Genomic DNA, 20,523 nt, shown 5'->3' on the forward strand with positions numbered 1-20,523 from the left:
ACGCCCCGGCGCAGGCCGGGGCGTCCTGCTTTTTGCGGGGGCCGGCGCTTGGGCTGCCGGCCGCCACCCGTTAGACTATGGCTTTCCAGGAGGAGCCATGACCCCCCTGATCTTCGTAACCGGCGGCGTAGTGTCCTCGCTCGGCAAGGGCATCGCGGCCGCATCGCTGGCGTCCATCCTCGAAGCGCGTGGCCTGAAGGTCACGATGATGAAGCTGGACCCGTACATCAACGTGGACCCGGGCACGATGAGCCCGTTCCAGCACGGCGAGGTCTACGTCACCGACGACGGCGCCGAGACCGACCTGGACCTGGGCCACTACGAGCGCTTCCTGCGCACGCGCCTGAGCCGCAAGAACTCGGTCACCACCGGCCGTATCTACGAGAACGTGATCCGCAAGGAGCGCCGCGGCGACTACCTCGGCGCGACCGTGCAGGTGATCCCGCACATCACCGACGAGATCCGCCGCTGCATCGACGAGGCCACCGAGGGCTACGACGTGGCGCTGGTGGAGATCGGCGGCACCGTGGGCGACATCGAGTCGCTGCCGTTCCTGGAGGCGATCCGCCAGGTACGCACCGAGCGCGGCGCCGAGAGGGCGCTGTTCATGCACCTGACCCTGGTCCCGTTCATCGCCGCCGCCGGCGAGCTCAAGACCAAGCCCACCCAGCACTCGGTCAAGGAGCTGCGCTCGATCGGCATCCAGCCGGACGTGCTGGTGTGCCGCTCCGAGCACGAGATCCCCGAGGGCGAGAAGCGCAAGATCGCGCTGTTCACCAACGTGCCCGAGCGTGCCGTCATCAGCGCCGCCGACGTGGACGTGCTCTACAAGATGCCGCTGGAACTGCACCGCCAGGGCCTGGACGAGATCGTCATCGACCAGCTGCAGCTGCGCGACAAGGTCGGCCCGGCCGACCTGTCCGAGTGGGAGGCGGTGGTCGATGCCGTTACCCATCCGGTGGACGAGGTCACCATCGCCGTGGTCGGCAAGTACGTGGACCACCAGGATGCCTACAAGTCCGTCGGCGAGGCGCTCAAGCACGGCGGCCTGCGCCAGCACACCCGGGTCAAGCTGAAGTGGATCGAGGCGCAGGAGCTGGAAGGTACCGACCTGTCGGCGCTGGCCGGCATCGACGGCATCCTGGTTCCCGGCGGCTTCGGCGACCGCGGCTTCGAGGGCAAGGTGCTGACCGCGCAGTACGCGCGCGAGCACAAGGTGCCGTACTTCGGCATCTGCTACGGCATGCAGGCGGCGGTGGTGGACTACGCGCGCCACGTGGCCGGCCTGGAAGGCGCCAATTCCACCGAGAACGACCGCCAGTCGCCGCACCCGGTGATCGCCCTGATCACCGAATGGCGCACCGCCAGCGGCGAGATCGAGCGCCGCGACGAGAAGTCCGACCTGGGCGGCACCATGCGCCTGGGCCTGCAGGAGCAGCGCCTGAAGCCGGGCACGCTGGCCCACCGCCTCTACGGCAAGGACATCGTGGCCGAGCGCCATCGCCACCGCTACGAGTTCAACAACCGCTACCGCAGCGCGCTGGAGGACGCCGGCCTGGTGATCTCGGCCAAGTCGCTGGACGACACGCTGGTGGAGATGGTCGAGCTGCCGCAGGCGCGGCACCCGTGGTTCCTGGCCTGCCAGGCGCACCCGGAATTCCTGTCCACCCCGCGCGACGGCCATCCGCTGTTCGTCGGGTTCATCCGCGCCGCGCGCGAGCGCAAGGCCGGCGCTGCGCTGCCCGAGGAGGCCGTGGCATGAAACTGTGCGGGTTCGAGGTCGGCCTGGACCGGCCGCTGTTCCTGATCGCCGGTCCGTGCGTGATCGAGTCGATGCAGCTGCAGCTGGACGTGGCCGGCAGGCTCAAGGAGATCACCGGCAGGCTCGGGGTCAACTTCATCTTCAAGTCGAGCTTCGACAAGGCCAACCGCACCTCGGTCAACAGCTTCCGCGGCCCGGGGCTGGAGGAAGGGCTCAAGGTGCTGGCCGAGGTCAAGAAGCAGATCGGCGTGCCGGTGCTCACCGACGTGCACGAGTACACGCCGATGGACGAGGTCGCCTCGGTGGTGGACGTGCTGCAGACCCCGGCCTTCCTGGTGCGCCAGACCGACTTCATCCTCAAGGCCTGTTCGGCCGGCAAGCCGGTCAACATCAAGAAGGGCCAGTTCCTCGCGCCGTGGGACATGAAGCCGGTGGTGGAGAAGGCCAAGTCCACCGGCAACGCGCAGATCATGGTCTGCGAGCGCGGCGCCAGCTTCGGCTACAACAACCTGGTCAGCGACATGCGCTCGCTGAGCGTGATGCGCGACACCGGCTGCCCGGTGGTGTTCGATGCCACCCACTCGGTGCAGCTGCCGGGCGGGCAGGGCAACAGCTCCGGCGGCCAGCGCGAGTTCGTGCCGGTGCTGGCGCGCGCGGCGGTGGCCGCCGGGGTGTCCGGCCTGTTCGCCGAGACCCATCCCGATCCGGCCCGTGCCCTGTCCGACGGCCCCAACGCCTGGCCGCTGGACCGCATGGAGCAGCTGCTGGAGACGCTGATGGAGCTGGACGCGGTGACCAAGAAGCACGGCTTCCCGGAGGCGGACTTCCACGCATGAGCGCCGCCCGCGCCGCTGCCGGCCGCTGGCCGCCCGGGGCTCCGGCCCGGGCGCGGCGCGGCTGGCCGTGGAGGCTGGGCGCCTGCGCCGCGGCCTTCCTACTGGCGCGGCACCTGCTCGTGCCGCATTGGGCGGCGCGGGTGCAGGCCGGGCAGGCCCGTCCGGAGCAGGCGCTCGATGCCGTGCTCTACGGATGTGTGGGCCTGGCGCTGGCCACGTTCGGCGTGGCCTGGCTGGCCGGCCGCTTCATCGTCCTGGTCCGCGGCGAGCGGTACCGGCGGGGCTCGGCCGCGGCCCGCGAGCTGGAGTTCATGGCCTCGCTCGGCCATCGCCACCATTCCCTTTCCCAACCGAACGATCCTTCACGACCACGATGACCCAGATCGCCAAAATCCACGCCCGCGAGATCCTCGACAGCCGCGGCAATCCCACCCTGGAAGCGGAAGTCACCCTGGAAGACGGCTCGTTCGGCCGCGCGGCGGTGCCGTCGGGCGCCTCCACCGGCACCAAGGAAGCGGTGGAGCTGCGCGATGGCGACAAGACCCGCTACGGCGGCAAGGGCGTGCTCAAGGCGGTGGCCAACGTCAACGGCCCGATCGCCGAGGCCCTGCGCGGCTTCGATGCCGGCGACCAGGAAGCGCTGGACCGGCGCCTGATCGAGCTGGACGGCACCGAGAACAAGGGCCGGCTGGGCGCCAACGCGCTGCTCGGCGTGTCGCTGGCCAACGCCCATGCGGTGGCCGCCGCCAAGCGCAAGCCGCTGTGGCAGCACCTGGCCGACATCGCCGAGGCCGACGTGTCGCTGCCGGTGCCGATGATGAACATCATCAACGGCGGCGCGCATGCCGACAACAACGTCGACTTCCAGGAATTCATGATCCTGCCGGTCGGCTTCACCCGCTTTTCCGAGGCGCTGCGCGCCGGCGCGGAGATCTTCCATGCGCTCAAGTCGGTGCTCAAGGGCCACGGCCTGAGCACCGCGGTCGGCGACGAGGGTGGCTTCGCCCCGGACTTCCGCTCCAACGTCGAGGCGCTGGATACCATCCTGGAGGCCATCGGCAAGGCCGGCTACACCGCCGGCGACGACATCCTGCTGGGCCTGGACGTGGCTTCGTCCGAGTTCCACGACAACGGCAAGTACAACCTGGTCGGCGAGAACAAGCGCCTGACCAGCGAGCAGTTCGTCGATTTCCTGGCCGACTGGGCGCGCCAGTACCCCATCGTCACCATCGAGGACGGCCTGGCCGAGGACGACTGGGACGGCTGGAAGGTGCTGACCGAGCGGCTCGGCGGCAAGGTCCAGCTGGTCGGCGACGACCTGTTCGTCACCAACCCGAAGATCCTCAAGGAAGGCATCGAGTCCGGCGTGGCCAACGCGATCCTGATCAAGGTCAACCAGATCGGCACGCTCAGCGAGACCCTGGAAGCCATCGCCATGGCCCACCACGCCAACTACGCGGCGATCGTCTCCCACCGCTCCGGCGAAACCGAGGACACCACCATCGCCGACATCGCCGTGGCCACCACCGCCACCCAGATCAAGACCGGCTCGCTGTGCCGTTCCGACCGCGTGGCCAAGTACAACCAGCTGCTGCGCATCGAGGAGGCCCTGGGCGAGGACGCCCGCTACGCCGGCCGTGCCGCGTTCGTGTCCCTGAACAAGTAAGCCGTCCCGTGAAGCTGCTCAACTGGCGCTGGACCCTGTTGCTGCTGGCGGTGCTGCTGGCCTGGCTGCAGTACAAGTTCTGGTTCGGCCCGGGCAACTCCGGCGAGGTGATGATGCTCGAGGGCCAGGTGCAGCACCAGCAGCGCGACAACGACGGCCTGCGCCAGCGCAACGCGGCGTTGGCCGCGGAAGTGCGCGACCTGAAGGAAGGCGAGGCAGCGGTGGAGGAGCGCGCGCGCAGCGAGCTGGGCATGATCAAGCCCGGCGAGAAGTTCTACCGCGTGGTCGAGGATGCCCCGGTGGCGCAGCCCTCGGCCGCGCCCGCGGACGCCGGCAACGCGGCCGGCGATGGCGACACGCAGGACCATCCCTGATGGGCGCACTGTGGGCCGTGGTGCCTGCCGCGGGCCGCGGCACGCGCTTCGGCGCAGCCCTTCCCAAGCAATACCTGCAGGCCGGCGGCCGCCCGCTGATCGCCCATGCGCTGGAGGCGCTGCTGGCCCATCCGGCGGTGTCCGGGGCGATGGTCGCCCTCGCTGCCGGCGACGCCGACTGGCCGGGCTGGACCCGGGTGGCGGGCAAGCCGGTGCTGACCTGCACCGGCGGGGACACGCGCGCCGCCTCGGTGGCCGCCGCGCTGGCGGCGCTGCCGGCCGAGGTGGGCGAGGCGGATTTCGTCCTGGTCCACGATGCCGCCCGGCCCAACCTGGCGCCGGATGACCTGGCGCGGCTGGTCGAGGCCGGCCGGGCCGACCCGGTCGGGGCGATCCTGGCCGCGCCGGTGCGCGACACCCTCAAGCGCGCGGCCGGCGACGGCACCATCGCCGCGACCGAACCGCGCGAGGCCCTGTGGCGCGCCTTCACCCCGCAGATGTTCCGCCGCGGCCCGTTGCTGGCGGCGTTGCGGCAGGCGGCCGCCGCGGGCGTGGAGGTCACCGACGAGGCCATGGCCATGGAGCGGATGGGGCTGCATGCGCGCCTGGTCGCCTGTGCCGAGGGCAACTTCAAGGTCACCACGCCGGACGACCTGGCCCGCTTCGAATACGAACTAGCCCGCCGCGCCTGAGCGGCGGACGCAGGATCCCACCATGAACGAACCGCAATTCCGCATCGGCCAGGGCTTCGACGTGCATGCCTTCGGCGAGGGCGACCACCTGATGATCGGCGGCGTGCGCGTGGCGCATGCGCGCGGCGTGCTGGCCCACAGCGACGGCGACGTGGTCATCCATGCGCTGTGCGATGCGCTGCTGGGGGCGCTGGCGCTGGGCGACATCGGCCAGCATTTCCCGCCCTCGGATGCGCGCTGGAAGGATGCCGACAGCGCCGCCTTCCTGGTCCATTGCCGCACCCTGGCCGGCGAACGCGGCTGGGAGCTGGGCAATGCCGACATCACTGTGATCTGCGAGCGGCCGAAGATCGGCCCGCATGCGGCGGCCATGCGCGCGCGGCTGGCGGCGCTGCTGCAGGTGCCGGAGGACCGGATCAGCGTGAAGGCCACCACCAGCGAGAAGCTCGGCTTCACCGGCCGCGGCGAAGGCATCGCCGCGCAGGCGGTGGCCCTGCTGGTGCGCGCATGAACGCCTTGCCGCGCGCCTTCGGCGAGGCCGTGCTGCAGGCCCGCATCCGCTGCACGCCGGAGGATTTCCAGGTCGACGAACTGCCGGCCTTCGAGCCCAGCGGCGAGGGCGAGCACCTGCTGCTGACCCTGCGCAAGCGCGGCCAGAACACCGGGTTCATCGCCCGCCAGCTGGCGCAGTGGGCCGGGGTACCGGAAATGGCGGTGAGCTACGCCGGGCTGAAGGACCGCCACGCGGTGACCACCCAGCGCTTCAGCGTGCACCTGCCCAGGCGGGTCGCGCCCGATCCGGCCACGCTGGCCTCCGACGCGCTGCAGGTGGTGGAGTCGACCTGGCACAACCGCAAGCTGCAGCGCGGCGCGCTGGCCGGCAACCGCTTCACCCTGGTGCTGCGCGAGGTGGCGGGAGATCCGGCCGCCATCGACGCGCGCCTGCGGCAAGTGGCCGCGCAGGGCGTGCCGAACTGGTTCGGCGAGCAGCGTTTCGGCCGCGATGGCGGCAACGTCGCGGCCGCGCTGGCGATGTTCGGGCAGGCGCGTGCGGGCCAGGACGGCGCGCGCGGGGCGCCCCGGATGCGCCGCGACCAGCGCTCACTGCTGCTGTCGGCGGCGCGCTCGGAATTGTTCAACCGGGTGCTGGCCGCGCGCGTGGCACGTGGCGACTGGAATGCCGGGCTTCCCGGCGAGGTGTGGATGCTCGACGGCAGCCACAGCGTGTTCGGCCCCGAGCCGTGGAGCGAGGCGCTGGCCGAGCGGCTGGCACGCGGCGACATCCATCCGACCGGGCCGCTGTGGGGACGCGGCGCACCGCGCAGCGACGGCGAGGTCGCCGCGCTCGAGCAGGCGGCGCTGGCCGATCCGGACGCACTCGCGCTGCGCGAAGGCCTCGAGCAGGCCGGCCTCAAGCAGGAGCGCCGCGCCCTGCGCCTGCCGGTGCAGGCCCTGCAGTGGCAATGGCGCGATCCGCAGTCGCTGGAGCTGGCCTTTGCGCTGCCGCCCGGCTGCTATGCCACGGCCGTGCTGCACGAGCTGGGCGAGGCCGGCGAGCCGCAACGCGAGTACCCGCCGGCCTAGGTTGCGCCCATCGTGGAGGAAACCGGCGGGCATCGGTGTAGGAAGGGATGGGCGGGTGCCCGGTGCCGACAGGACGGGATCAGTCCCGCGCCAGCAGCACCAGCACCGCGCCGGTCCCGCCCTGGCCGGGCGGGGCGGAGTGGAAGGCCAGGACGTCGGCACGCTGGCGCAGCAGGCGGTCCACCAGGTTCTTCAGCACCGGCAGGCCGCCGTCGGACTGCAGCCCCTTGCCGTGGATGATGCGCACGCAGCCGTATTCGCGTGCATGGGCCTCGGCCAGGAACTGGCGCAGCATCGCCTCGGCCTGGGCGGCGGTGGCACCGTGCAGGTCGAGTTCGTCCTGTACCGAGAACTGGCCGCGCCGCAGCCGCTGCAGCAGCCGACCGGGAACGTGGTCGCGGCGATAGCTGGCGGTGTCGGCGGCCTCGAGCGGCGCACTGCCGGCCAGCAGGCGCGCGAACTCGCCCTGCGCCTCGGCCTCGTCGCGCTCGGCCATGCGCGCGCGCGGCGGCAGCCGCTTGCCGCCAGCGGCGACGCGCGGGGCATGGCGCAGCGGCTTCACCTCGCCGATCGCGGCGCGGAACAGGGCCGCATCGTCGTCGTCCTCGGGATCGTCTTGCATGCGCACAGCCTAGCGGGACGGGCCGCGGCGGGCAAAAACGGGGAAGCGGTTTCGCGCTTTCCGGTATGATGCCCGGGTTTCACGAGGAGCGACATGCGCGTACTGGTTTCCAACGACGATGGCGTCGATGCCCCCGGCATCGGGATACTCGCCGATGGACTGCGCCGCGCCGGTCACGAGGTGATGGTGGTCGCTCCCGATCGCGATCGTTCCGGCGCCAGCAATTCGCTGACCCTGGACCTGCCGGTGCGGATCAAGTGGCTGGATGCCCGGACCGTCTCGGTCGCCGGCACGCCGACCGACTGCGTCCACCTCGCCCTGACCGGGATGCTCGACTACGAGCCGGACATCGTGGTCTCCGGCATCAACAACGCCTCCAACCTGGGGGACGACGTCATCTATTCCGGCACCGTATCGGCGGCGATGGAGGGGCGTTTCCTGGGCCTGCCGGCGGTGGCGATGTCGCTGGCCAGCCGCAACCACCAGCCGCGCCACTTCGAGACCGCCGCGCGGGCCGCGGTGGAGATCGTGGCCCGGCTCAAGGCCGACCCGCTGCCGGCCGACACCATCCTCAACGTCAACGTGCCGGATCTCGCCTGGCAGGACGTGCGCGGCTTCGAGGTCACGCGCCTGGGCAACCGCCACCGTTCCGAACCGTGCCTGCCGCAGACCGACCCGCGCGGGCACACCGTGTTCTGGATCGGCGCGGCCGGCCCCGAGCAGGACGCCGGGCCGGGCACCGATTTCCACGCGGTGCACACCGGCCACATCTCCATCACCCCGATCCAGGTGGACCTGACCCGCTACCAGGCGCTGGAGAAGGTGGCCAGCTGGGTGGACGGGCTCGGCGCGGCGCTGGCCGCCGGCGGGGCGGCGGCATGACCGCGCGCCTGCGGCTGCAGCCCGAGGCCATCGGCATCGGCATGACCTCGCAGCGCGTGCGCGACCGACTGGTGGCGCGCCTGCGCGAAGCCGGAATCGTCGACGAGGCCGTGCTCACCGCCTTCGGCGTGGTGCCGCGCCACCTGTTCATCGACGAGGCGCTGGCATCGCGCGCCTACGAGGACACCGCGCTGCCGATCGGCCTGGGGCAGACCATCTCCCAGCCCTGGGTGGTGGCACGCATGACCGAGCTGGCCATGGCGATCGCGCCGAAGAAGGTGCTGGAGGTCGGCACCGGCTCGGGCTACCAGGCCGCAATCCTGGCCGCGCTCGGGGTGGAGGTGTACACCGTCGAGCGCATCGGCGAACTGCTGCGCCAGGCGCGCAAGCGCTTCCGCCAGCTCGGCCTGAACGTGCGCAGCAAGCACGACGACGGCCGCGCCGGCTGGATCGAGTACGGCCCGTACGACGCCATCGTGGTCACCGCCGCCGCGCCGGCACTGACCGACGCGCTGCTCGGGCAACTGCGCGCGGGCGGGCGCCTGCTGGCGCCGGTCGGTGGCGCCGGCGGCCAGGCGCTGGTACTGATGGAGCGCGACACGGACGGGACGATCCGGTCGCTGGAGATGGACCCGGTGAGCTTCGTGCCGTTGCTGCCCGGCCTGCTGGACTGAACGGACGCGTACCCATGAAGATCTTCGGCCCCCTGTACGAACACGCGATCCGCTGGGCGCGCCATCCGCGCGCGCCGTGGTTCCTGGGCGGGCTGAGCTTCGCCGAGGCGGTGGTCTTCCCGGTGCCGCCGGAGATCATGCTCGCGCCGATGTCGCTGTCGCAGCCGCGGCGCGCCCTGTGGTTCGCCACGATCAGCCTGGCCGGTTCGCTGGCCGGCGCGCTGGTCGGCTACACCCTGGGGCATTTCGCCTATGCCGCGGTACAGCCGCTGATCGAATGGCTGGGCTGGCGCCAGGCCATCGACGGCCAGGTCGAGCACCTGCGCCAGGTGGTGGCGCAGTCGCCGTGGAAGGCATTCTGGCTGCTGGTACTCGCGGGCTTCACGCCCATTCCGTTGAAAATATTCACCTGGGCCTCGGGCATCGTCGGCGTACCGGTGCTGCCGTTCCTGGCGAGCATGCTGGTCGGCCGTGGCAAGCGGGTGTACCTGGTGGCCGGCGCCATCCGCCTGGGCGGCGAACGCGCCGAGGCTGCATTGCACCGGTGGATCGAGCCGCTGGGCTGGATCGCCTCGGGCCTGCTGGGCGCCGGGGTGCTGTGGCTGATCTGGAGAGCGAAATTCGGATGATGAACAAGAACAGGTTTTTCCTGCGCCACGGCCGCCCGCTGCTGGCCGGCATGGCCCTGGCGGCGCTGCTGGCGGGCTGCGGCACCGCCACCGTGGTCAAGCGGCCCGCTTCCGGCGGCGGTTCCGGCCCGTCCTCGGCCGCATCGGCGACCCCGGTGCGCTCCGTGGCACGGCCGGGGGCGACGGTGAAGGTGCAGCGCGGCGACACGCTGTACGCCATCGCCAGGCGCTACGACATCAACCCGAACGACCTGGTGGCCTGGAACAACCTGTCCTCGCCGAACACGATCTATCCCGGGCAGACGCTGCGCCTGTATCCGGCCGGCAGCGCCGCGGCCACGACGGTGCGGCCGTCCGGCCCGTCGAGCGCGCCCGCCGCGACGCCGGCTCCGCCGGTGGCGACGCCGCCGAGCAGCGGCTTCAGCTGGCGCTGGCCGGCCGACGGCGCGGTGGTCGGCAACTTCGTGGCCGGCGAGACGACCAAGCAGGGCATCGACATCGCCGGTTCCAGCGGCCAGCCGGTGCGCGCCGCCGCCGACGGCGTGGTGGTGTACTCGGGCAACGGCCTGGTCGGCTACGGCGAGCTGATCATCATCAAGCACAACGAGCAGTGGCTCTCGGCCTACGGCCACAACCGCAAGCGTCTCGTGTCCGAGGGACAGAGCGTGAAGGCAGGGCAGCAGATCGCCGAGATGGGACGCAGCGGCGCCGCACGCGACCTGCTGCATTTCGAGATCCGCTACAACGGCAAGCCGGTCGATCCGCTGCTGTACCTTCCCAGGAAGTAATGGGCGCAGCCGGATCGGGCGAATCCCCGGCCCGGCACTGGCGTGCCGGCGCTCCAGGACGCACGGCGGCCCGGCGGACCGCAAGCGGCGTCCTCTCGCCCGCTACAACGGCAAGCCGGTCGATCCGCTGCTGTACCTTCCCAGGAAGTAAGGGGCGCCAGCGCCGGATCGGGCGGATCCCCGGCCCGGCACTGGCGTGCCGGGCGCTCCAGGACACACGGCGCGGAGGACCGCAAGTGGCGTCCTCTCGCCCGCTACAACGGCAAGTCGACCTGCCCGTTGCTATACCTTTCCAGAAGGTAAGAGGGCGCCGCGGTCGGATCGGTTGGATCCCCGGCCCCGGCGTGCCGGGCGCTCCAGGGCGCACGGTCCAAAGGACCGCCCGCTACCACGGCAAGCCGGTGGTCGTCCTGCGGTACCGGATGAAGCGATAGGGCGGGACGACGATGCATCGGCAACTGTCGCTCGACGCGGTGCTCGCTGGCAGGCCGCTGCCGCCATGCCTGCACGCCGGAGATCCGGCTTCCCCGTAGGAGAGCGCGCCGGCCTATCGCGATGCCATCTCGAGATTCCCCCTCCGCGACGAAACCTCGGCCTCGCGCCGCCGACCGGCCAGGTGTGCCGGGTCGCGCTCGCCCGGCTTCCGGGCACACCATGGCCGCGACGAGATTCGGCAACACGATTCCCCGGTGCAGCGCCTGACTTCGCGGCTGTCCGGACCAGCGCTGCAGTATCGCGACTGCGAAGTGGTATCCAGGCTGCAGCTGGACCGACCTTGCGCAGAGCGGGCGATTGCCCAATGGAAGGCGAATGGCCGGCCGGGCCCGGCGCGGCCTCAGCCCGCCAGGATCAGCGCCGCCACGACCCGCCGGCCTTCGCCGGCCAGCACCGAATAGGTCCGGGCCGCGGCATCGTTGCTCATCGCTTCCAGGCCGATGCCCCGGGCCAGGCAATGCGCCAGCACCGCCGCCGGCGGGAACACCTGGTGCTCGCCGGTGCCCAGCAACACCAGGGCGGGCTGCAGCGCCAGCACCGGCTCCAGGTCGGCGGGCTGCAGGGCCGCGGCATCCGTGGGAACCGGCCAGTCCTCGACCAGCGTGTCCGGGGCCAGGATGAAGCTGCGGTCCAGTACCCGCTCGTTGACCCGTGCCTGGTGGCCGCCGGCCGAACGCAGGGCGTAGGTGTAGTCGGGCAATTCGCGGCTCAGCTGCATGGCGCCTCCGCAGTCACGCCCGTGGCAGGATGATCTGCCGCTTCTCCCGGGCCGGACGGTACAGCACGGCGATGTGGCCGATCCGCTGCACCAGCGCGCTGCCGCTGCGCTCGGCCAGCTCGTCGATCAGCGCGTCGCGGGCCTCGCGGTCCTCCGCGGCGACCTTGACCTTGAGCAGCTCGTGGTGCTCCAGGGCCACGTCCAGCTCGGCGACGAAGGCCGGAGTCAGGCCCTTGCCGCCGATCTGCAGCAGGGCCTTGAGTCCGTGCGCCTGGCCGCGGAGGAAACGGGTCTGGGCCGGGGTCAGGACAGTCGACATTCGAGAAAACACGGGCAATCAGGGGGTGTCAGGGTATCATGGACGACCGCCCCCGCCGCAGCCCCGATGTCCCGCAGCAAGAGCAGCCAGCGTTGGCTCAAGGAGCATTTCGCCGATCCCTTCGTGAAGAAGGCGCAGAGCGAGGGCATGCGCTCGCGTGCGGCCTACAAGCTGGAGGAGCTGCTCGAGCGCGACCAGCTGCTCAAGCCGGACATGGTGGTGGTGGACCTGGGCGCGGCCCCGGGCGGCTGGTCGCAGCAGGTGCGGCGCCAGCTGGGCGAGCGCGGCCGCGTGCTGGCGCTGGACATCCTGGAGATGCCGGCCCTGGCGGGCGTGGAGTTCCTTCACGGCGACTTCAGGGAAGAAACCGTCCTATCGCAGTTCGAGGCCATGCTGGGCGAGCAGCCCGTGGACCTTGTGTTGTCGGACATGGCCCCCAATAAGAGTGGCGTGGATGCGGTGGACCAGCCGCGGGCGATGCACTTGGCAGAGCTCGCGATGGATTTCGCCGACAACCACCTCAAGCCGGGCGGGGCGTTCCTGATCAAGCTGTTCCAGGGCGTCGGGTTCGACGACTACATCCGCCAGCTGCGGCGTCGCTACGACAAGGTGGTGATCCGCAAGCCGGCGGCCTCGCGCAAGCGCTCGCCGGAGGTCTACGCCCTCGGCCGGGGCAAGCGCACCCAGATGAAGTAAGCTGCAGACGCCCTTGAAGAACGCAAGCACCCGAAGGAACCCGCGGAGCCGATGAGGATGAACGACTTGACCAAGAATCTGTTGCTGTGGGTGGTCGTCGCCGTCGTGCTGATGGTGGTGTTCCAGAGCTTTTCGCCGCGCCTGGCCGGCAACGGCGGCGACACGATCAGCTACAGCCAGTTCCTGCACGACGTGGACAACGGCCGCGTCCGCTCGGTGGACTTCACCGACGAGAGCGGCTTTGCGGTCAACGCGATCCGCTTCAAGCGCAGCGACGGCAGCGAGGGGCTGGTCTACGGTCCGCGCGACGACAAGCTGGTGGACGTGCTCTACAGCAAGAACGTGGACATGACCCGGGCCAAGCCCGCCAGCGGGCCGAGCTTCTGGTCGATCGTGCTCAACTTCCTGCCGGTCATCCTGATCATCGGCTTCTGGCTGTTCATCATGCGCCAGATGCAGGGCGGCGGCGGTGGCGCCAAGGGCGCCATGGCCTTCGGTAAGTCGCGCGCCAAGCTGCAGGGCGAGGACCAGATCAAGGTCACCTTCGCCGACGTGGCCGGCTGCGACGAGGCCAAGGAGGAGGTGTCCGAGCTGGTCGACTTCCTGCGCGACCCGTCCAAGTTCACCAAGCTCGGCGGCAAGATCCCGCGCGGCGTGCTGATGGTCGGCCCGCCCGGCACCGGCAAGACGCTGCTGGCCAAGGCCATTGCCGGCGAGGCCAAGGTGCCGTTCTTCTCGATCTCCGGCTCGGATTTCGTCGAGATGTTCGTCGGCGTCGGCGCCTCGCGCGTGCGCGACATGTTCGAGCAGGCCAAGAAGCATGCCCCGTGCATCATCTTCATCGACGAGATCGACGCGGTCGGCCGCCATCGCGGCGCCGGCCTGGGCGGCGGCCACGACGAGCGCGAGCAGACCCTGAACCAGCTGCTGGTGGAGATGGACGGCTTCGAGGGCGGGGAGGGCGTGATCGTGATCGCCGCGACCAACCGCCCCGACGTGCTCGACCCGGCGCTGCTGCGCCCGGGCCGCTTCGACCGCCAGGTGGTGGTCGGCCTGCCCGACGTGCGCGGCCGCGAGCAGATCCTCAAGGTGCACATGCGCAAGCTGCCGCTGGATGCGGACGTGAACGCGATGGTCATCGCCCGCGGCACCCCCGGCTTCTCCGGTGCCGACCTGGCCAACCTGTGCAACGAGGCCGCGCTGTTCGCCGCGCGCGAGAACGCCAAGGACGTGCGCATGGACCACTTCGACCGGGCGCGTGACAAGATCCTGATGGGTGCCGAGCGCCGGTCGATGGCGATGAGCGAGGAGGAGAAGACGCTCACCGCCTACCACGAGGCCGGCCACGCCATCGTCGGCCGCCTGGTGCCCGAGCACGACCCCGTCTACAAGGTGACGATCATCCCGCGCGGCCGTGCCCTGGGCGTGACCATGTACCTGCCCGAGGGCGACAAGTACTCGATGAACAAGGTCGCCATCGAGTCGCAGCTGTGCTCGCTGTACGGCGGGCGCGTGGCCGAGGAGCTGATCTTCGGCGAGGACAAGGTCACCACCGGCGCCTCCAACGACATCGAGCGCGCCACCAAGATGGCGCGCAACATGGTCACCAAGTGGGGCCTGTCCGACGAGCTGGGGCCGATCGCCTACGGCGAGGAGGACGACGAGGTGTTCCTGGGCCGCTCGGTGACCCAGCACAAGAGCGTCTCCGACGACACCGCGCGCAAGATCGACGAGGTGGTGCGCACCATCCTGGACAAGGCCTATGGCCGCACCCGCCAGATCCTCACCGACAACATCGACAAGCTGCACGCGATGTCCAGGGCGCTGCTGCAGTACGAGACCATCGATGCGCCGCAGATCGACGCGATCATGGAAGGCCGCGAGCCGCCGCCGCCGCAGGGCTGGACCAAGTCCGGCAAGGACGGCGGCAACAACGACAAGGGCGGCAGCGCGCGCCCGGTGCCGCCGATCGCCGGGCCTGCCGAGCAGACCTGAGCCCTCCGCCCTGCAGTCCACGCCATGCCATGCAAGGGCCGGGATTTCCCGGCCCTTGCCGTTTGCGCCCGCCGCCGGGCGACAATGACGCCTTCGCCACGCCGCTGGCGGCATTGGAACCACGCCATGTTCGACACCTCACCGACCCTGGACTGCCTCGGGCGCCCCTTGCGGCTGGACCGGCCGCGGGTGATGGGCATCGTCAACGTCACTCCCGATTCGTTCTCCGACGGCGGCCGCCATGCCACCGCGGAGGCCGCCATCGCCCATGGCCTGCGCCTGGCCGCCGAGGGAGCGGACATCCTCGACGTGGGCGGGGAATCCACCCGGCCCGGCGCGGCGCCGGTGCCGCTGGAGGTGGAACTGGCCCGGGTGGTGCCGGTGGTCGAGGGCCTGGTCCGCCAGACCGGGCTGCCGATCAGCGTGGACACCTTCAAGTCGGAGGTGATGCGGGCGGCGGTCGCGGCCGGGGCGGGCATGGTCAACGACATCTATGCCCTGCGCCAGCCGGGCGCGCTGGAAGCGGCGGCCGAGCTCGGCGTGCCGGTGGTGCTGATGCACATGCTGGGCGAGCCGGGCACCATGCAGCAGGCACCGGCCTACGACGACGTCGTCGGCGAAGTGCGGCGCTTCCTGGCCGAGCGCGTGTTCGCCGCGGAGATGGCCGGTATCGAGCGCCGGCGCCTGGTGCTGGATCCCGGCTTCGGCTTCGGCAAGTCCACCGCGCACAACCTGGCGCTGCTGGCCGGGCTGGAGGGACTGGCGGAACTGGGGCTGCCGGTACTGGCCGGGCTGTCGCGCAAGCGCAGCATCGGCGAGATCACCGGCCGCCAGGTCCCGGAAGAGCGCGTGGCCGGATCCGTGGCCGCGCACCTGCTCGCGGCCCAGCGAGGTGCCCGCCTCCTGCGCGTGCACGACGTGGCGGCGACCGTGGACGCGCTGAAGGTGTGGCAGGCCGTGGCCGACGTTCCGGCTCCGCGCCGCGAGCCGGTAGTCGCCCCGCGCTGGCCGGACGAGGACTGATGCCGGTCGATACGCGGCCCCCGGCGATCGCCCTGATGGGTCCCACCGCCTCGGGCAAGACCGCGGTGGCGATCGCCCTGGCCGAACGCCTGGGCGGGGAGATCGTCAGCGTCGATTCGGCGCTGGTGTACCGCGGCCTGGACATCGGCGCGGCCAAGCCGGATGCGGCGATGCAGGCGCGCGTGCCGCATCATCTGCTGGACCTGCGCGACCCGTGGCAGACGTATTCGGCCGCCGAGTTCGCCGTCGATGCCCGTGCCGCCATCGACGCCATCCTGGCGCGCGGGCGCCTCCCGATCCTGGCCGGTGGCACCGGGCTCTATTTCCAGGCCTTGCTGCAGGGGCTCTCGCCGATGCCGGCTGCCGATGCCGGCGTGCGCGCGGGGATCGCGGCCGAGGCCGTACGGGTCGGCTGGCCGGCCCTGCATGCGCAACTGGCCCAGGTCGATCCGCTCGCCGCCGCGCGCATCCGCCCCGGCGATCCGCAGCGCATCCAGCGGGCACTGGAGGTGTACCGCCTGAGCGGCCGCCCGATCAGCCAATGGCAGGCGATGCCGCCGCAGGGTGGGCGACTGCCGGTGCGGGTGTTGCGCCTGGTGCTGGCGCCCCCGGAGCGCGCGGTCCTGCACGAACGCATCGCCCGGCGCCTGGAGGCGATGATCGAGGCCGGTTTCCTGGCCGAGGTCGAGCGCCTGCGCGCCCTGCCGCAGATGCGCGAAGTGGCGCGGCCGCTGGACCTGCCGGCAATCCGCGCCGTGGGCTACCGCCAGGCCTGGGAGTACCTGGACGGGCAGGGCGACCTGGCCGGTTTCCGCGATCGCGCCATCCACGCCACCCGGCAGCTGGCCAAGCGCCAGCTCACCTGGCTGCGCGGGCGCCCGGAGCTGCGCTGGTTCGACCCACTCGGCCAGCGCGGCGCACTCGACGAGGCCATCGACCTGTTTCTTGGCGATCCGGTCACCGGACGTACGGGCGCGGACGTGTAACATCGCGCCAATGTCCGGGCGGGGAGCCCGGGCAGAAGCAAGACCGACAATAACAATAAACGGAGTCCATTCATGTCCAAGGGACAGTCCCTTCAGGATCCCTTCCTCAACGCCTTGCGCCGCGAGCGCGTTCCGGTCTCGATCTACCTGGTGAACGGCATCAAGCTGCAGGGTACGGTCGAGTCCTTCGACCAGTTCGTGGTCCTGCTGCGCAACACCGTCAGCCAGATGGTCTACAAGCACGCCATCTCCACCGTGGTGCCGGCGCGCAACGTGCGCGTGGGCCCTGGCGGTGGCTACGTGCAGACCAACGAGTCCCCGGCAGCGGACGACGATGCCGCCGATTGACCATGGCGACACCCTTGCGGGCGAGCGCACCCGCAAGGGCGAGCATGCCCTGCTGATCCAGCCATTCGCCGGCGGGCCTCTGCAGGAAGACGTGCTCGAGGAATTCACCGACCTGGCGCGTTCGGCCGGCGCGAGCATCGCCGCCACCATCACCGCGCGCATCGAACGGCCCAGCCCGTCCACGCTGATCGGCAGCGGCAAGGTGGAGGAGGTCAAGGCCGCCGCCGATGCCACCGGCGCGGACCTGGTGCTGGTCAACCACACGCTCTCGCCGGTGCAGGAACGCAACCTGGAGCGGGCGCTGGAGCGGCGCGTGATCGACCGCACCGGGCTGATCCTGGACATCTTCGCCCAGCGTGCGCACAGCCACGAGGGCAAGCTGCAGGTCGAGCTGGCCCAGCTGCGCCACCTGGCCACGCGCCTGGTGCGTGGCTGGACCCACCTGGAACGCCAGCGCGGCGGTTCCATCGGCCTGCGCGGTCCCGGCGAGACCCAGCTGGAAACCGACCGCCGCCTGCTGCAGAAGCGCGTGGAGCAGCTGCAGAAGCGCCTGGACAAGGTCGAGGTGCAGCGCACCCAGATGCGTCGTGCCCGCGTGCGCAGCGAACTGCCCCGGGTGGCGCTGGTCGGCTACACCAATGCCGGCAAGTCGACCCTGTTCAACGTGCTGGCCGGCGCCGAGGCATACGCGGCCGACCAGTTGTTCGCCACCCTGGACCCGACGGTACGGCGCGCGCCGATCCCGGGCGGGCAGGTGGTGCTGGCCGATACGGTCGGCTTCGTGCGCGACCTGCCGCACGAGCTGGTCGCGGCCTTCCGTTCCACGCTGTCGGAGGCACGCGAGGCCGACCTGCTGCTGCACGTGGTCGACGCGTCCGATCCGCAGCACGACGAGCGCATCGCCCAGGTGGACGAGGTGCTGCAGGTGGTGGGAGCCGGCGACCTTCCGCAGCTGCTGGTATTCAACAAGATCGACCGCATCGAGGGTGCCGAGCCGCGCCACGATGCGCAGGACGGCTCGCCCGAGCACGCCCCGCGCGAGCGGGTGTGGATCTCCGCGCGCGATGGCCGCGGGCTGGACCTGCTCGAACAGGCCCTGGGGCACCGCCTCGGCGTGCAGCGCGTGAGCGGCGAACTGCGGTTGCCGCCGACGGCCGGCCGCCTGCGCGCCAGGCTGCATGCGCTGGACGTGGTCCAGGCCGAGCACGCCGACGACCAGGGTGGCTGGCAGCTGCGCGTGGACATGCCGCTGGCCGAGGCCAACCGGCTCGCGGCCGATGCCGGGGGCGAGCTCCTGCAGCCCCTGCTGCCGCCACCGGAGCCGGACTACTGATGCCCGGCCGCGCCGGCATCCGGATGGCGAAGGCGGGAGTAAGACCAATGGGTTAGCCCGGCCGGCCGCCACAGCCGGTTCCGGCTGCGGACTTTTCGCGTTGCAAGGGGTAGCCTGCACGCTGGCTCCGGACGGAGCCCTCACCCCATCATCGCGAGTTTGTCCATGTCCGATACCGGCAACACGGTGCCGCACTACACGGCGAAGGAAAAGCGCCATCGCATCTTCGCCATCATGGCGGCCTCTTCCGGCAACCTGGTGGAATGGTTCGACTTCTACGTCTACGCCTTCACCGCGTTGTATTTCTCCGCGGCGTTCTTCCCCAAGGCCGATCCCACCGTCCAGCTGCTGAACTCGGCGGGCGTGTTCGCCGCCGGCTTCCTGATGCGGCCCATCGGCGGCTGGCTGTTCGGGCGCATCGCCGACCGCTACGGGCGCAAGACCTCGCTGCTGATCTCGGTGGTGATGATGTGCTTCGGCTCGCTGATGGTGGCGTGCCTGCCGACCTACGCCAGCATCGGCGTCGCGGCACCGGCGCTGCTGCTGCTGGCACGGCTGCTGCAGGGCCTGTCGGTGGGCGGCGAGTACGGCACCACCGCCACCTACATGAGCGAGGTCGCCCTGCGCGGCCAGCGCGGCTTCTTCTCCTCGTTCCAGTACGTCACCCTGATCGGCGGACAGCTGCTGGCGGTGCTGGCGATCGGCATCATCGAGGTGCTGCTCACCGAGGACGAGATCCGCGCCTGGGGCTGGCGCATCCCGTTCGTCGTGGGCGCGATCGCGGCGCTGATCGCGCTGCTGCTGCGGCGCACGCTGACCGAGACCCAGACCGAGGAGAAGCGCTCGGCCAAGGGGGCAGGCAGCCTGTCCAACCTGTTCCGCAACCACATGCCCGCGTTCCTGACGGTGCTCGGCTATACCGCCGGCGGCTCGCTGATCTTCTACACGTTCACCACCTACATGCAGAAGTTCCTGGTGAACACGGTGCACCTGCCGATCAAGACCAGCACCAACGTCATGACCGCCGCGCTGTTCCTGTACATGTGCATGCAGCCGCTGTTCGGCATGCTTTCCGACCGCATCGGCCGGCGCAACAACATGCTGCTGTTCGGCGCGCTGGGTGCATTGTTCACCGTGCCGATCCTGACCACGCTGCAGTACGTGTCCAGTCCCTGGATGGCGTTGCTGCTGATCGTGGTGGCGCTCGCCATCGTCAGCCTGTACACCTCGGTCAGCGGCATCGTGAAGGCGGAGATGTTCCCGCCGGAAGTGCGTGCGCTCGGCGTCGGGCTGGCCTATGCGATCGGCAACGCCCTGTTCGGCGGCAGTGCCGAGTTCGTCGCGCTGAAGTTGAAGTCGGTCGGCCACGAATCGACGTTCTTCTGGTACGTGACGGTGATGATGGTGCTGGCGTTCCTGGTCAGCATGCGCCTGCCGCGCAAGGCGTCCTACCTGCACGACGACCATTGAGGGTGCCGCCGCCGGAAGGCCCTGCGCCTTCCGGCGGCGGGCAGGGCAAGACAATGCGCGCCGGTTCGGGCTAAATAGGCGCGGCCCACCTCCGGAACGCGCATGCCCATTCCCGACGATCGCGAGCTCCTGAACCTGTCGCACGCCCTGGGGCAGCGCCTGCAGACCCTGCGGGCGCAGGTGGCCACCGCCGAAAGCTGCACCGGCGGCTGGATCGCCAAGGCCATCACCGACGTGCCCGGTTCCTCCGGATGGTTCGACTGCGGCCTGGTGGTGTACAGCTACGAGGCCAAGCAGGCGCTGCTTGGCGTGCGTGCCCATACGCTGGAAACCACCGGCGCGGTCAGCCGCGAGACGGCCACGGAGATGGTGGCCGGCGCGCTGGCCCATTCCGGCGCGACCGTGGCCGTCGCGGTGACCGGCATCGCCGGCCCCGGTGGCGGCAGCGAGGACAAGCCGGTCGGTACCGTGTGGATCGCCTGGAAACGCCGCGGCGGCTACACCGACGCCCAGGTGTTCCGCTTCGACGGCGACCGCGAGGCAGTGCGCCGTCAGACCGTCGCCACCGCCCTGTCCGGCCTGCTGCGGCAGCTGCAGGCATGACCCGCCCGGAGCCGTGCTGATGCCGTCG

General features: G+C 70.7%; 23 protein-coding genes. 20 read left to right on the forward strand and 3 right to left on the reverse strand.

The features are described 5' to 3' along the window. Nucleotides 1-97: 97 nt before the first annotated feature. Genes pyrG through truD form a run of 8 tightly spaced genes read left to right on the forward strand, consistent with a single transcriptional unit; the run spans nt 98 to nt 6,914 of the window. On the forward strand, nt 98-1,762 hold the full coding sequence (pyrG, locus tag BN3794_RS07625; RefSeq protein ID WP_066095607.1) for a CTP synthase: 1,665 nt from the start codon (nt 98-100) through the stop codon (nt 1,760-1,762). Then, nucleotides 1,759-2,598 carry a 3-deoxy-8-phosphooctulonate synthase gene (kdsA, locus tag BN3794_RS07630; RefSeq protein WP_066095610.1) on the forward strand — a complete coding sequence of 280 codons (840 nt, stop codon included), beginning with the start codon at nt 1,759-1,761 and terminating at the stop codon, nt 2,596-2,598. The genes pyrG and kdsA overlap by 4 nt, the downstream gene beginning before the upstream one ends. After that, nucleotides 2,595-2,975 carry a hypothetical protein gene (locus BN3794_RS07635; protein WP_066095614.1) on the forward strand — a complete coding sequence of 127 codons (381 nt, stop codon included), beginning with the start codon at nt 2,595-2,597 and terminating at the stop codon, nt 2,973-2,975. The genes kdsA and BN3794_RS07635 overlap by 4 nt, the downstream gene beginning before the upstream one ends. Further along, entirely contained in the window at nt 2,972-4,264 is a 1,293-nt protein-coding gene (gene eno, locus BN3794_RS07640) for a phosphopyruvate hydratase (RefSeq protein ID WP_066095620.1), read from the forward strand. Before BN3794_RS07635 ends, eno begins: the two co-directional genes overlap by 4 nt. A gap of 14 nt (nt 4,265-4,278) precedes the next feature. Next, nucleotides 4,279-4,638, forward strand: coding sequence for a cell division protein FtsB (ftsB, locus tag BN3794_RS07645; RefSeq protein ID WP_066097153.1), 360 nt, complete (start codon nt 4,279-4,281; stop codon nt 4,636-4,638). Then, a complete protein-coding gene (gene ispD, locus BN3794_RS07650) occupies nt 4,635-5,330 on the forward strand; it encodes a 2-C-methyl-D-erythritol 4-phosphate cytidylyltransferase (protein ID WP_187128059.1) in 696 nt (231 codons plus the stop codon). The genes ftsB and ispD overlap by 4 nt, the downstream gene beginning before the upstream one ends. Before the next feature lie 22 nt (nt 5,331-5,352). Further along, entirely contained in the window at nt 5,353-5,841 is a 489-nt protein-coding gene (ispF, locus tag BN3794_RS07655; RefSeq protein ID WP_066095626.1) for a 2-C-methyl-D-erythritol 2,4-cyclodiphosphate synthase, read from the forward strand. Continuing rightward, nucleotides 5,838-6,914 (forward strand): tRNA pseudouridine(13) synthase TruD, encoded by a 1,077-nt coding sequence (gene truD, locus BN3794_RS07660; RefSeq protein WP_066095628.1) that lies wholly within the window; start codon nt 5,838-5,840, stop codon nt 6,912-6,914. The genes ispF and truD overlap by 4 nt, the downstream gene beginning before the upstream one ends. A 79-nt stretch (nt 6,915-6,993) precedes the next feature. Here the strand turns inward: truD and BN3794_RS07665 are convergent, their stop codons facing one another. Further along, nucleotides 6,994-7,536 carry a Smr/MutS family protein gene (locus BN3794_RS07665; RefSeq protein ID WP_066095631.1) on the reverse strand — a complete coding sequence of 181 codons (543 nt, stop codon included), beginning with the start codon at nt 7,534-7,536 and terminating at the stop codon, nt 6,994-6,996. Nucleotides 7,537-7,629: 93 nt separating this feature from the next. On the opposite strand from BN3794_RS07665, the gene surE reads away from it, so the two are divergent. Genes surE through BN3794_RS07685 form a run of 4 tightly spaced genes read left to right on the forward strand, consistent with a single transcriptional unit; the run spans nt 7,630 to nt 10,509 of the window. Beyond that, nucleotides 7,630-8,418 carry a 5'/3'-nucleotidase SurE gene (gene surE, locus BN3794_RS07670; protein WP_066095634.1) on the forward strand — a complete coding sequence of 263 codons (789 nt, stop codon included), beginning with the start codon at nt 7,630-7,632 and terminating at the stop codon, nt 8,416-8,418. Then, entirely contained in the window at nt 8,415-9,092 is a 678-nt protein-coding gene (locus BN3794_RS07675) for a protein-L-isoaspartate(D-aspartate) O-methyltransferase (RefSeq protein ID WP_066095637.1), read from the forward strand. Before surE ends, BN3794_RS07675 begins: the two co-directional genes overlap by 4 nt. A 14-nt stretch (nt 9,093-9,106) precedes the next feature. Then, nucleotides 9,107-9,721 carry a YqaA family protein gene (locus BN3794_RS07680; protein ID WP_066095640.1) on the forward strand — a complete coding sequence of 205 codons (615 nt, stop codon included), beginning with the start codon at nt 9,107-9,109 and terminating at the stop codon, nt 9,719-9,721. Further along, nucleotides 9,721-10,509 (forward strand): peptidoglycan DD-metalloendopeptidase family protein, encoded by a 789-nt coding sequence (locus BN3794_RS07685; protein ID WP_066095643.1) that lies wholly within the window; start codon nt 9,721-9,723, stop codon nt 10,507-10,509. The genes BN3794_RS07680 and BN3794_RS07685 overlap by 1 nt, the downstream gene beginning before the upstream one ends. Before the next feature lie 835 nt (nt 10,510-11,344). Here the strand turns inward: BN3794_RS07685 and BN3794_RS07690 are convergent. Continuing rightward, the gene (locus BN3794_RS07690) at nt 11,345-11,722 is read right to left on the reverse strand and encodes an Mth938-like domain-containing protein (RefSeq protein ID WP_066095648.1); all 378 of its coding nucleotides are present in this window, start codon (nt 11,720-11,722) and stop codon (nt 11,345-11,347) included. 13 nt (nt 11,723-11,735) lie between these two features. Then, complete coding sequence (gene yhbY / locus BN3794_RS07695; RefSeq protein WP_066095650.1) at nt 11,736-12,041, reverse strand: ribosome assembly RNA-binding protein YhbY; 306 nt, start codon at nt 12,039-12,041, stop codon at nt 11,736-11,738. Between the two features lie 66 nt (nt 12,042-12,107). On the opposite strand from yhbY, the gene rlmE reads away from it, so the two are divergent. From rlmE to BN3794_RS07735, 8 genes are all read left to right on the forward strand, one after another. After that, nucleotides 12,108-12,737: a 23S rRNA (uridine(2552)-2'-O)-methyltransferase RlmE gene (gene rlmE / locus BN3794_RS07700; RefSeq protein ID WP_066095653.1), complete on the forward strand. Its 630-nt coding sequence runs from the start codon at nt 12,108-12,110 to the stop codon at nt 12,735-12,737. 57 nt (nt 12,738-12,794) lie between these two features. After that, nucleotides 12,795-14,732, forward strand: a complete 1,938-nt coding sequence (gene ftsH, locus BN3794_RS07705; RefSeq protein WP_066095656.1) for an ATP-dependent zinc metalloprotease FtsH — start codon at nt 12,795-12,797, stop codon at nt 14,730-14,732. Between the two features lie 126 nt (nt 14,733-14,858). Beyond that, nucleotides 14,859-15,755: a dihydropteroate synthase gene (folP, locus tag BN3794_RS07710; RefSeq protein ID WP_066095659.1), complete on the forward strand. Its 897-nt coding sequence runs from the start codon at nt 14,859-14,861 to the stop codon at nt 15,753-15,755. Then, a complete protein-coding gene (miaA, locus tag BN3794_RS07715; RefSeq protein ID WP_066095662.1) occupies nt 15,755-16,741 on the forward strand; it encodes a tRNA (adenosine(37)-N6)-dimethylallyltransferase MiaA in 987 nt (328 codons plus the stop codon). The genes folP and miaA overlap by 1 nt, the downstream gene beginning before the upstream one ends. A gap of 72 nt (nt 16,742-16,813) precedes the next feature. Then, complete coding sequence (gene hfq / locus BN3794_RS07720; RefSeq protein WP_066095666.1) at nt 16,814-17,089, forward strand: RNA chaperone Hfq; 276 nt, start codon at nt 16,814-16,816, stop codon at nt 17,087-17,089. Next, nucleotides 17,076-18,422 carry a ribosome rescue GTPase HflX gene (hflX, locus tag BN3794_RS07725; RefSeq protein ID WP_066095669.1) on the forward strand — a complete coding sequence of 449 codons (1,347 nt, stop codon included), beginning with the start codon at nt 17,076-17,078 and terminating at the stop codon, nt 18,420-18,422. The genes hfq and hflX overlap by 14 nt, the downstream gene beginning before the upstream one ends. A 165-nt stretch (nt 18,423-18,587) precedes the next feature. Beyond that, complete coding sequence (locus BN3794_RS07730) at nt 18,588-19,892, forward strand: MFS family transporter (RefSeq protein WP_066095673.1); 1,305 nt, start codon at nt 18,588-18,590, stop codon at nt 19,890-19,892. 102 nt (nt 19,893-19,994) lie between these two features. After that, nucleotides 19,995-20,495 carry a CinA family protein gene (locus BN3794_RS07735; protein ID WP_066095676.1) on the forward strand — a complete coding sequence of 167 codons (501 nt, stop codon included), beginning with the start codon at nt 19,995-19,997 and terminating at the stop codon, nt 20,493-20,495. The last annotated feature ends 28 nt before the right edge of the window (nt 20,496-20,523 follow it).

It is taken from the genome of Xanthomonas massiliensis (assembly GCF_900018785.1).
GTDB lineage: Bacteria > Pseudomonadota > Gammaproteobacteria > Xanthomonadales > Xanthomonadaceae > Xanthomonas_B > Xanthomonas_B massiliensis.

What these genes read in the sequence shown, in the direction of transcription:
- pyrG (WP_066095607.1), top strand. Translation starts at nt 98, where the DNA reads ATGACCCCCCTGATCTTCGTAACCGGCGGCGTAGTGTCCTCGCTCGGC.
- truD (WP_066095628.1), top strand. Translation starts at nt 5,838, where the DNA reads ATGAACGCCTTGCCGCGCGCCTTCGGCGAGGCCGTGCTGCAGGCCCGC.
- eno (WP_066095620.1), top strand. Translation starts at nt 2,972, where the DNA reads ATGACCCAGATCGCCAAAATCCACGCCCGCGAGATCCTCGACAGCCGC.
- ispF (WP_066095626.1), top strand. Translation starts at nt 5,353, where the DNA reads ATGAACGAACCGCAATTCCGCATCGGCCAGGGCTTCGACGTGCATGCC.
- BN3794_RS07635 (WP_066095614.1), top strand. Translation starts at nt 2,595, where the DNA reads ATGAGCGCCGCCCGCGCCGCTGCCGGCCGCTGGCCGCCCGGGGCTCCG.
- kdsA (WP_066095610.1), top strand. Translation starts at nt 1,759, where the DNA reads ATGAAACTGTGCGGGTTCGAGGTCGGCCTGGACCGGCCGCTGTTCCTG.
- yhbY (WP_066095650.1), bottom strand. Translation starts at nt 12,041, where the DNA reads ATGTCGACTGTCCTGACCCCGGCCCAGACCCGTTTCCTCCGCGGCCAG.
- surE (WP_066095634.1), top strand. Translation starts at nt 7,630, where the DNA reads ATGCGCGTACTGGTTTCCAACGACGATGGCGTCGATGCCCCCGGCATC.
- BN3794_RS07690 (WP_066095648.1), bottom strand. Translation starts at nt 11,722, where the DNA reads ATGCAGCTGAGCCGCGAATTGCCCGACTACACCTACGCCCTGCGTTCG.
- folP (WP_066095659.1), top strand. Translation starts at nt 14,859, where the DNA reads ATGTTCGACACCTCACCGACCCTGGACTGCCTCGGGCGCCCCTTGCGG.
- BN3794_RS07730 (WP_066095673.1), top strand. Translation starts at nt 18,588, where the DNA reads ATGTCCGATACCGGCAACACGGTGCCGCACTACACGGCGAAGGAAAAG.
- rlmE (WP_066095653.1), top strand. Translation starts at nt 12,108, where the DNA reads ATGTCCCGCAGCAAGAGCAGCCAGCGTTGGCTCAAGGAGCATTTCGCC.
- BN3794_RS07680 (WP_066095640.1), top strand. Translation starts at nt 9,107, where the DNA reads ATGAAGATCTTCGGCCCCCTGTACGAACACGCGATCCGCTGGGCGCGC.
- BN3794_RS07665 (WP_066095631.1), bottom strand. Translation starts at nt 7,536, where the DNA reads ATGCAAGACGATCCCGAGGACGACGACGATGCGGCCCTGTTCCGCGCC.
- BN3794_RS07685 (WP_066095643.1), top strand. Translation starts at nt 9,721, where the DNA reads ATGAACAAGAACAGGTTTTTCCTGCGCCACGGCCGCCCGCTGCTGGCC.
- BN3794_RS07735 (WP_066095676.1), top strand. Translation starts at nt 19,995, where the DNA reads ATGCCCATTCCCGACGATCGCGAGCTCCTGAACCTGTCGCACGCCCTG.
- ftsH (WP_066095656.1), top strand. Translation starts at nt 12,795, where the DNA reads ATGAACGACTTGACCAAGAATCTGTTGCTGTGGGTGGTCGTCGCCGTC.
- BN3794_RS07675 (WP_066095637.1), top strand. Translation starts at nt 8,415, where the DNA reads ATGACCGCGCGCCTGCGGCTGCAGCCCGAGGCCATCGGCATCGGCATG.
- hflX (WP_066095669.1), top strand. Translation starts at nt 17,076, where the DNA reads ATGCCGCCGATTGACCATGGCGACACCCTTGCGGGCGAGCGCACCCGC.
- hfq (WP_066095666.1), top strand. Translation starts at nt 16,814, where the DNA reads ATGTCCAAGGGACAGTCCCTTCAGGATCCCTTCCTCAACGCCTTGCGC.
- miaA (WP_066095662.1), top strand. Translation starts at nt 15,755, where the DNA reads ATGCCGGTCGATACGCGGCCCCCGGCGATCGCCCTGATGGGTCCCACC.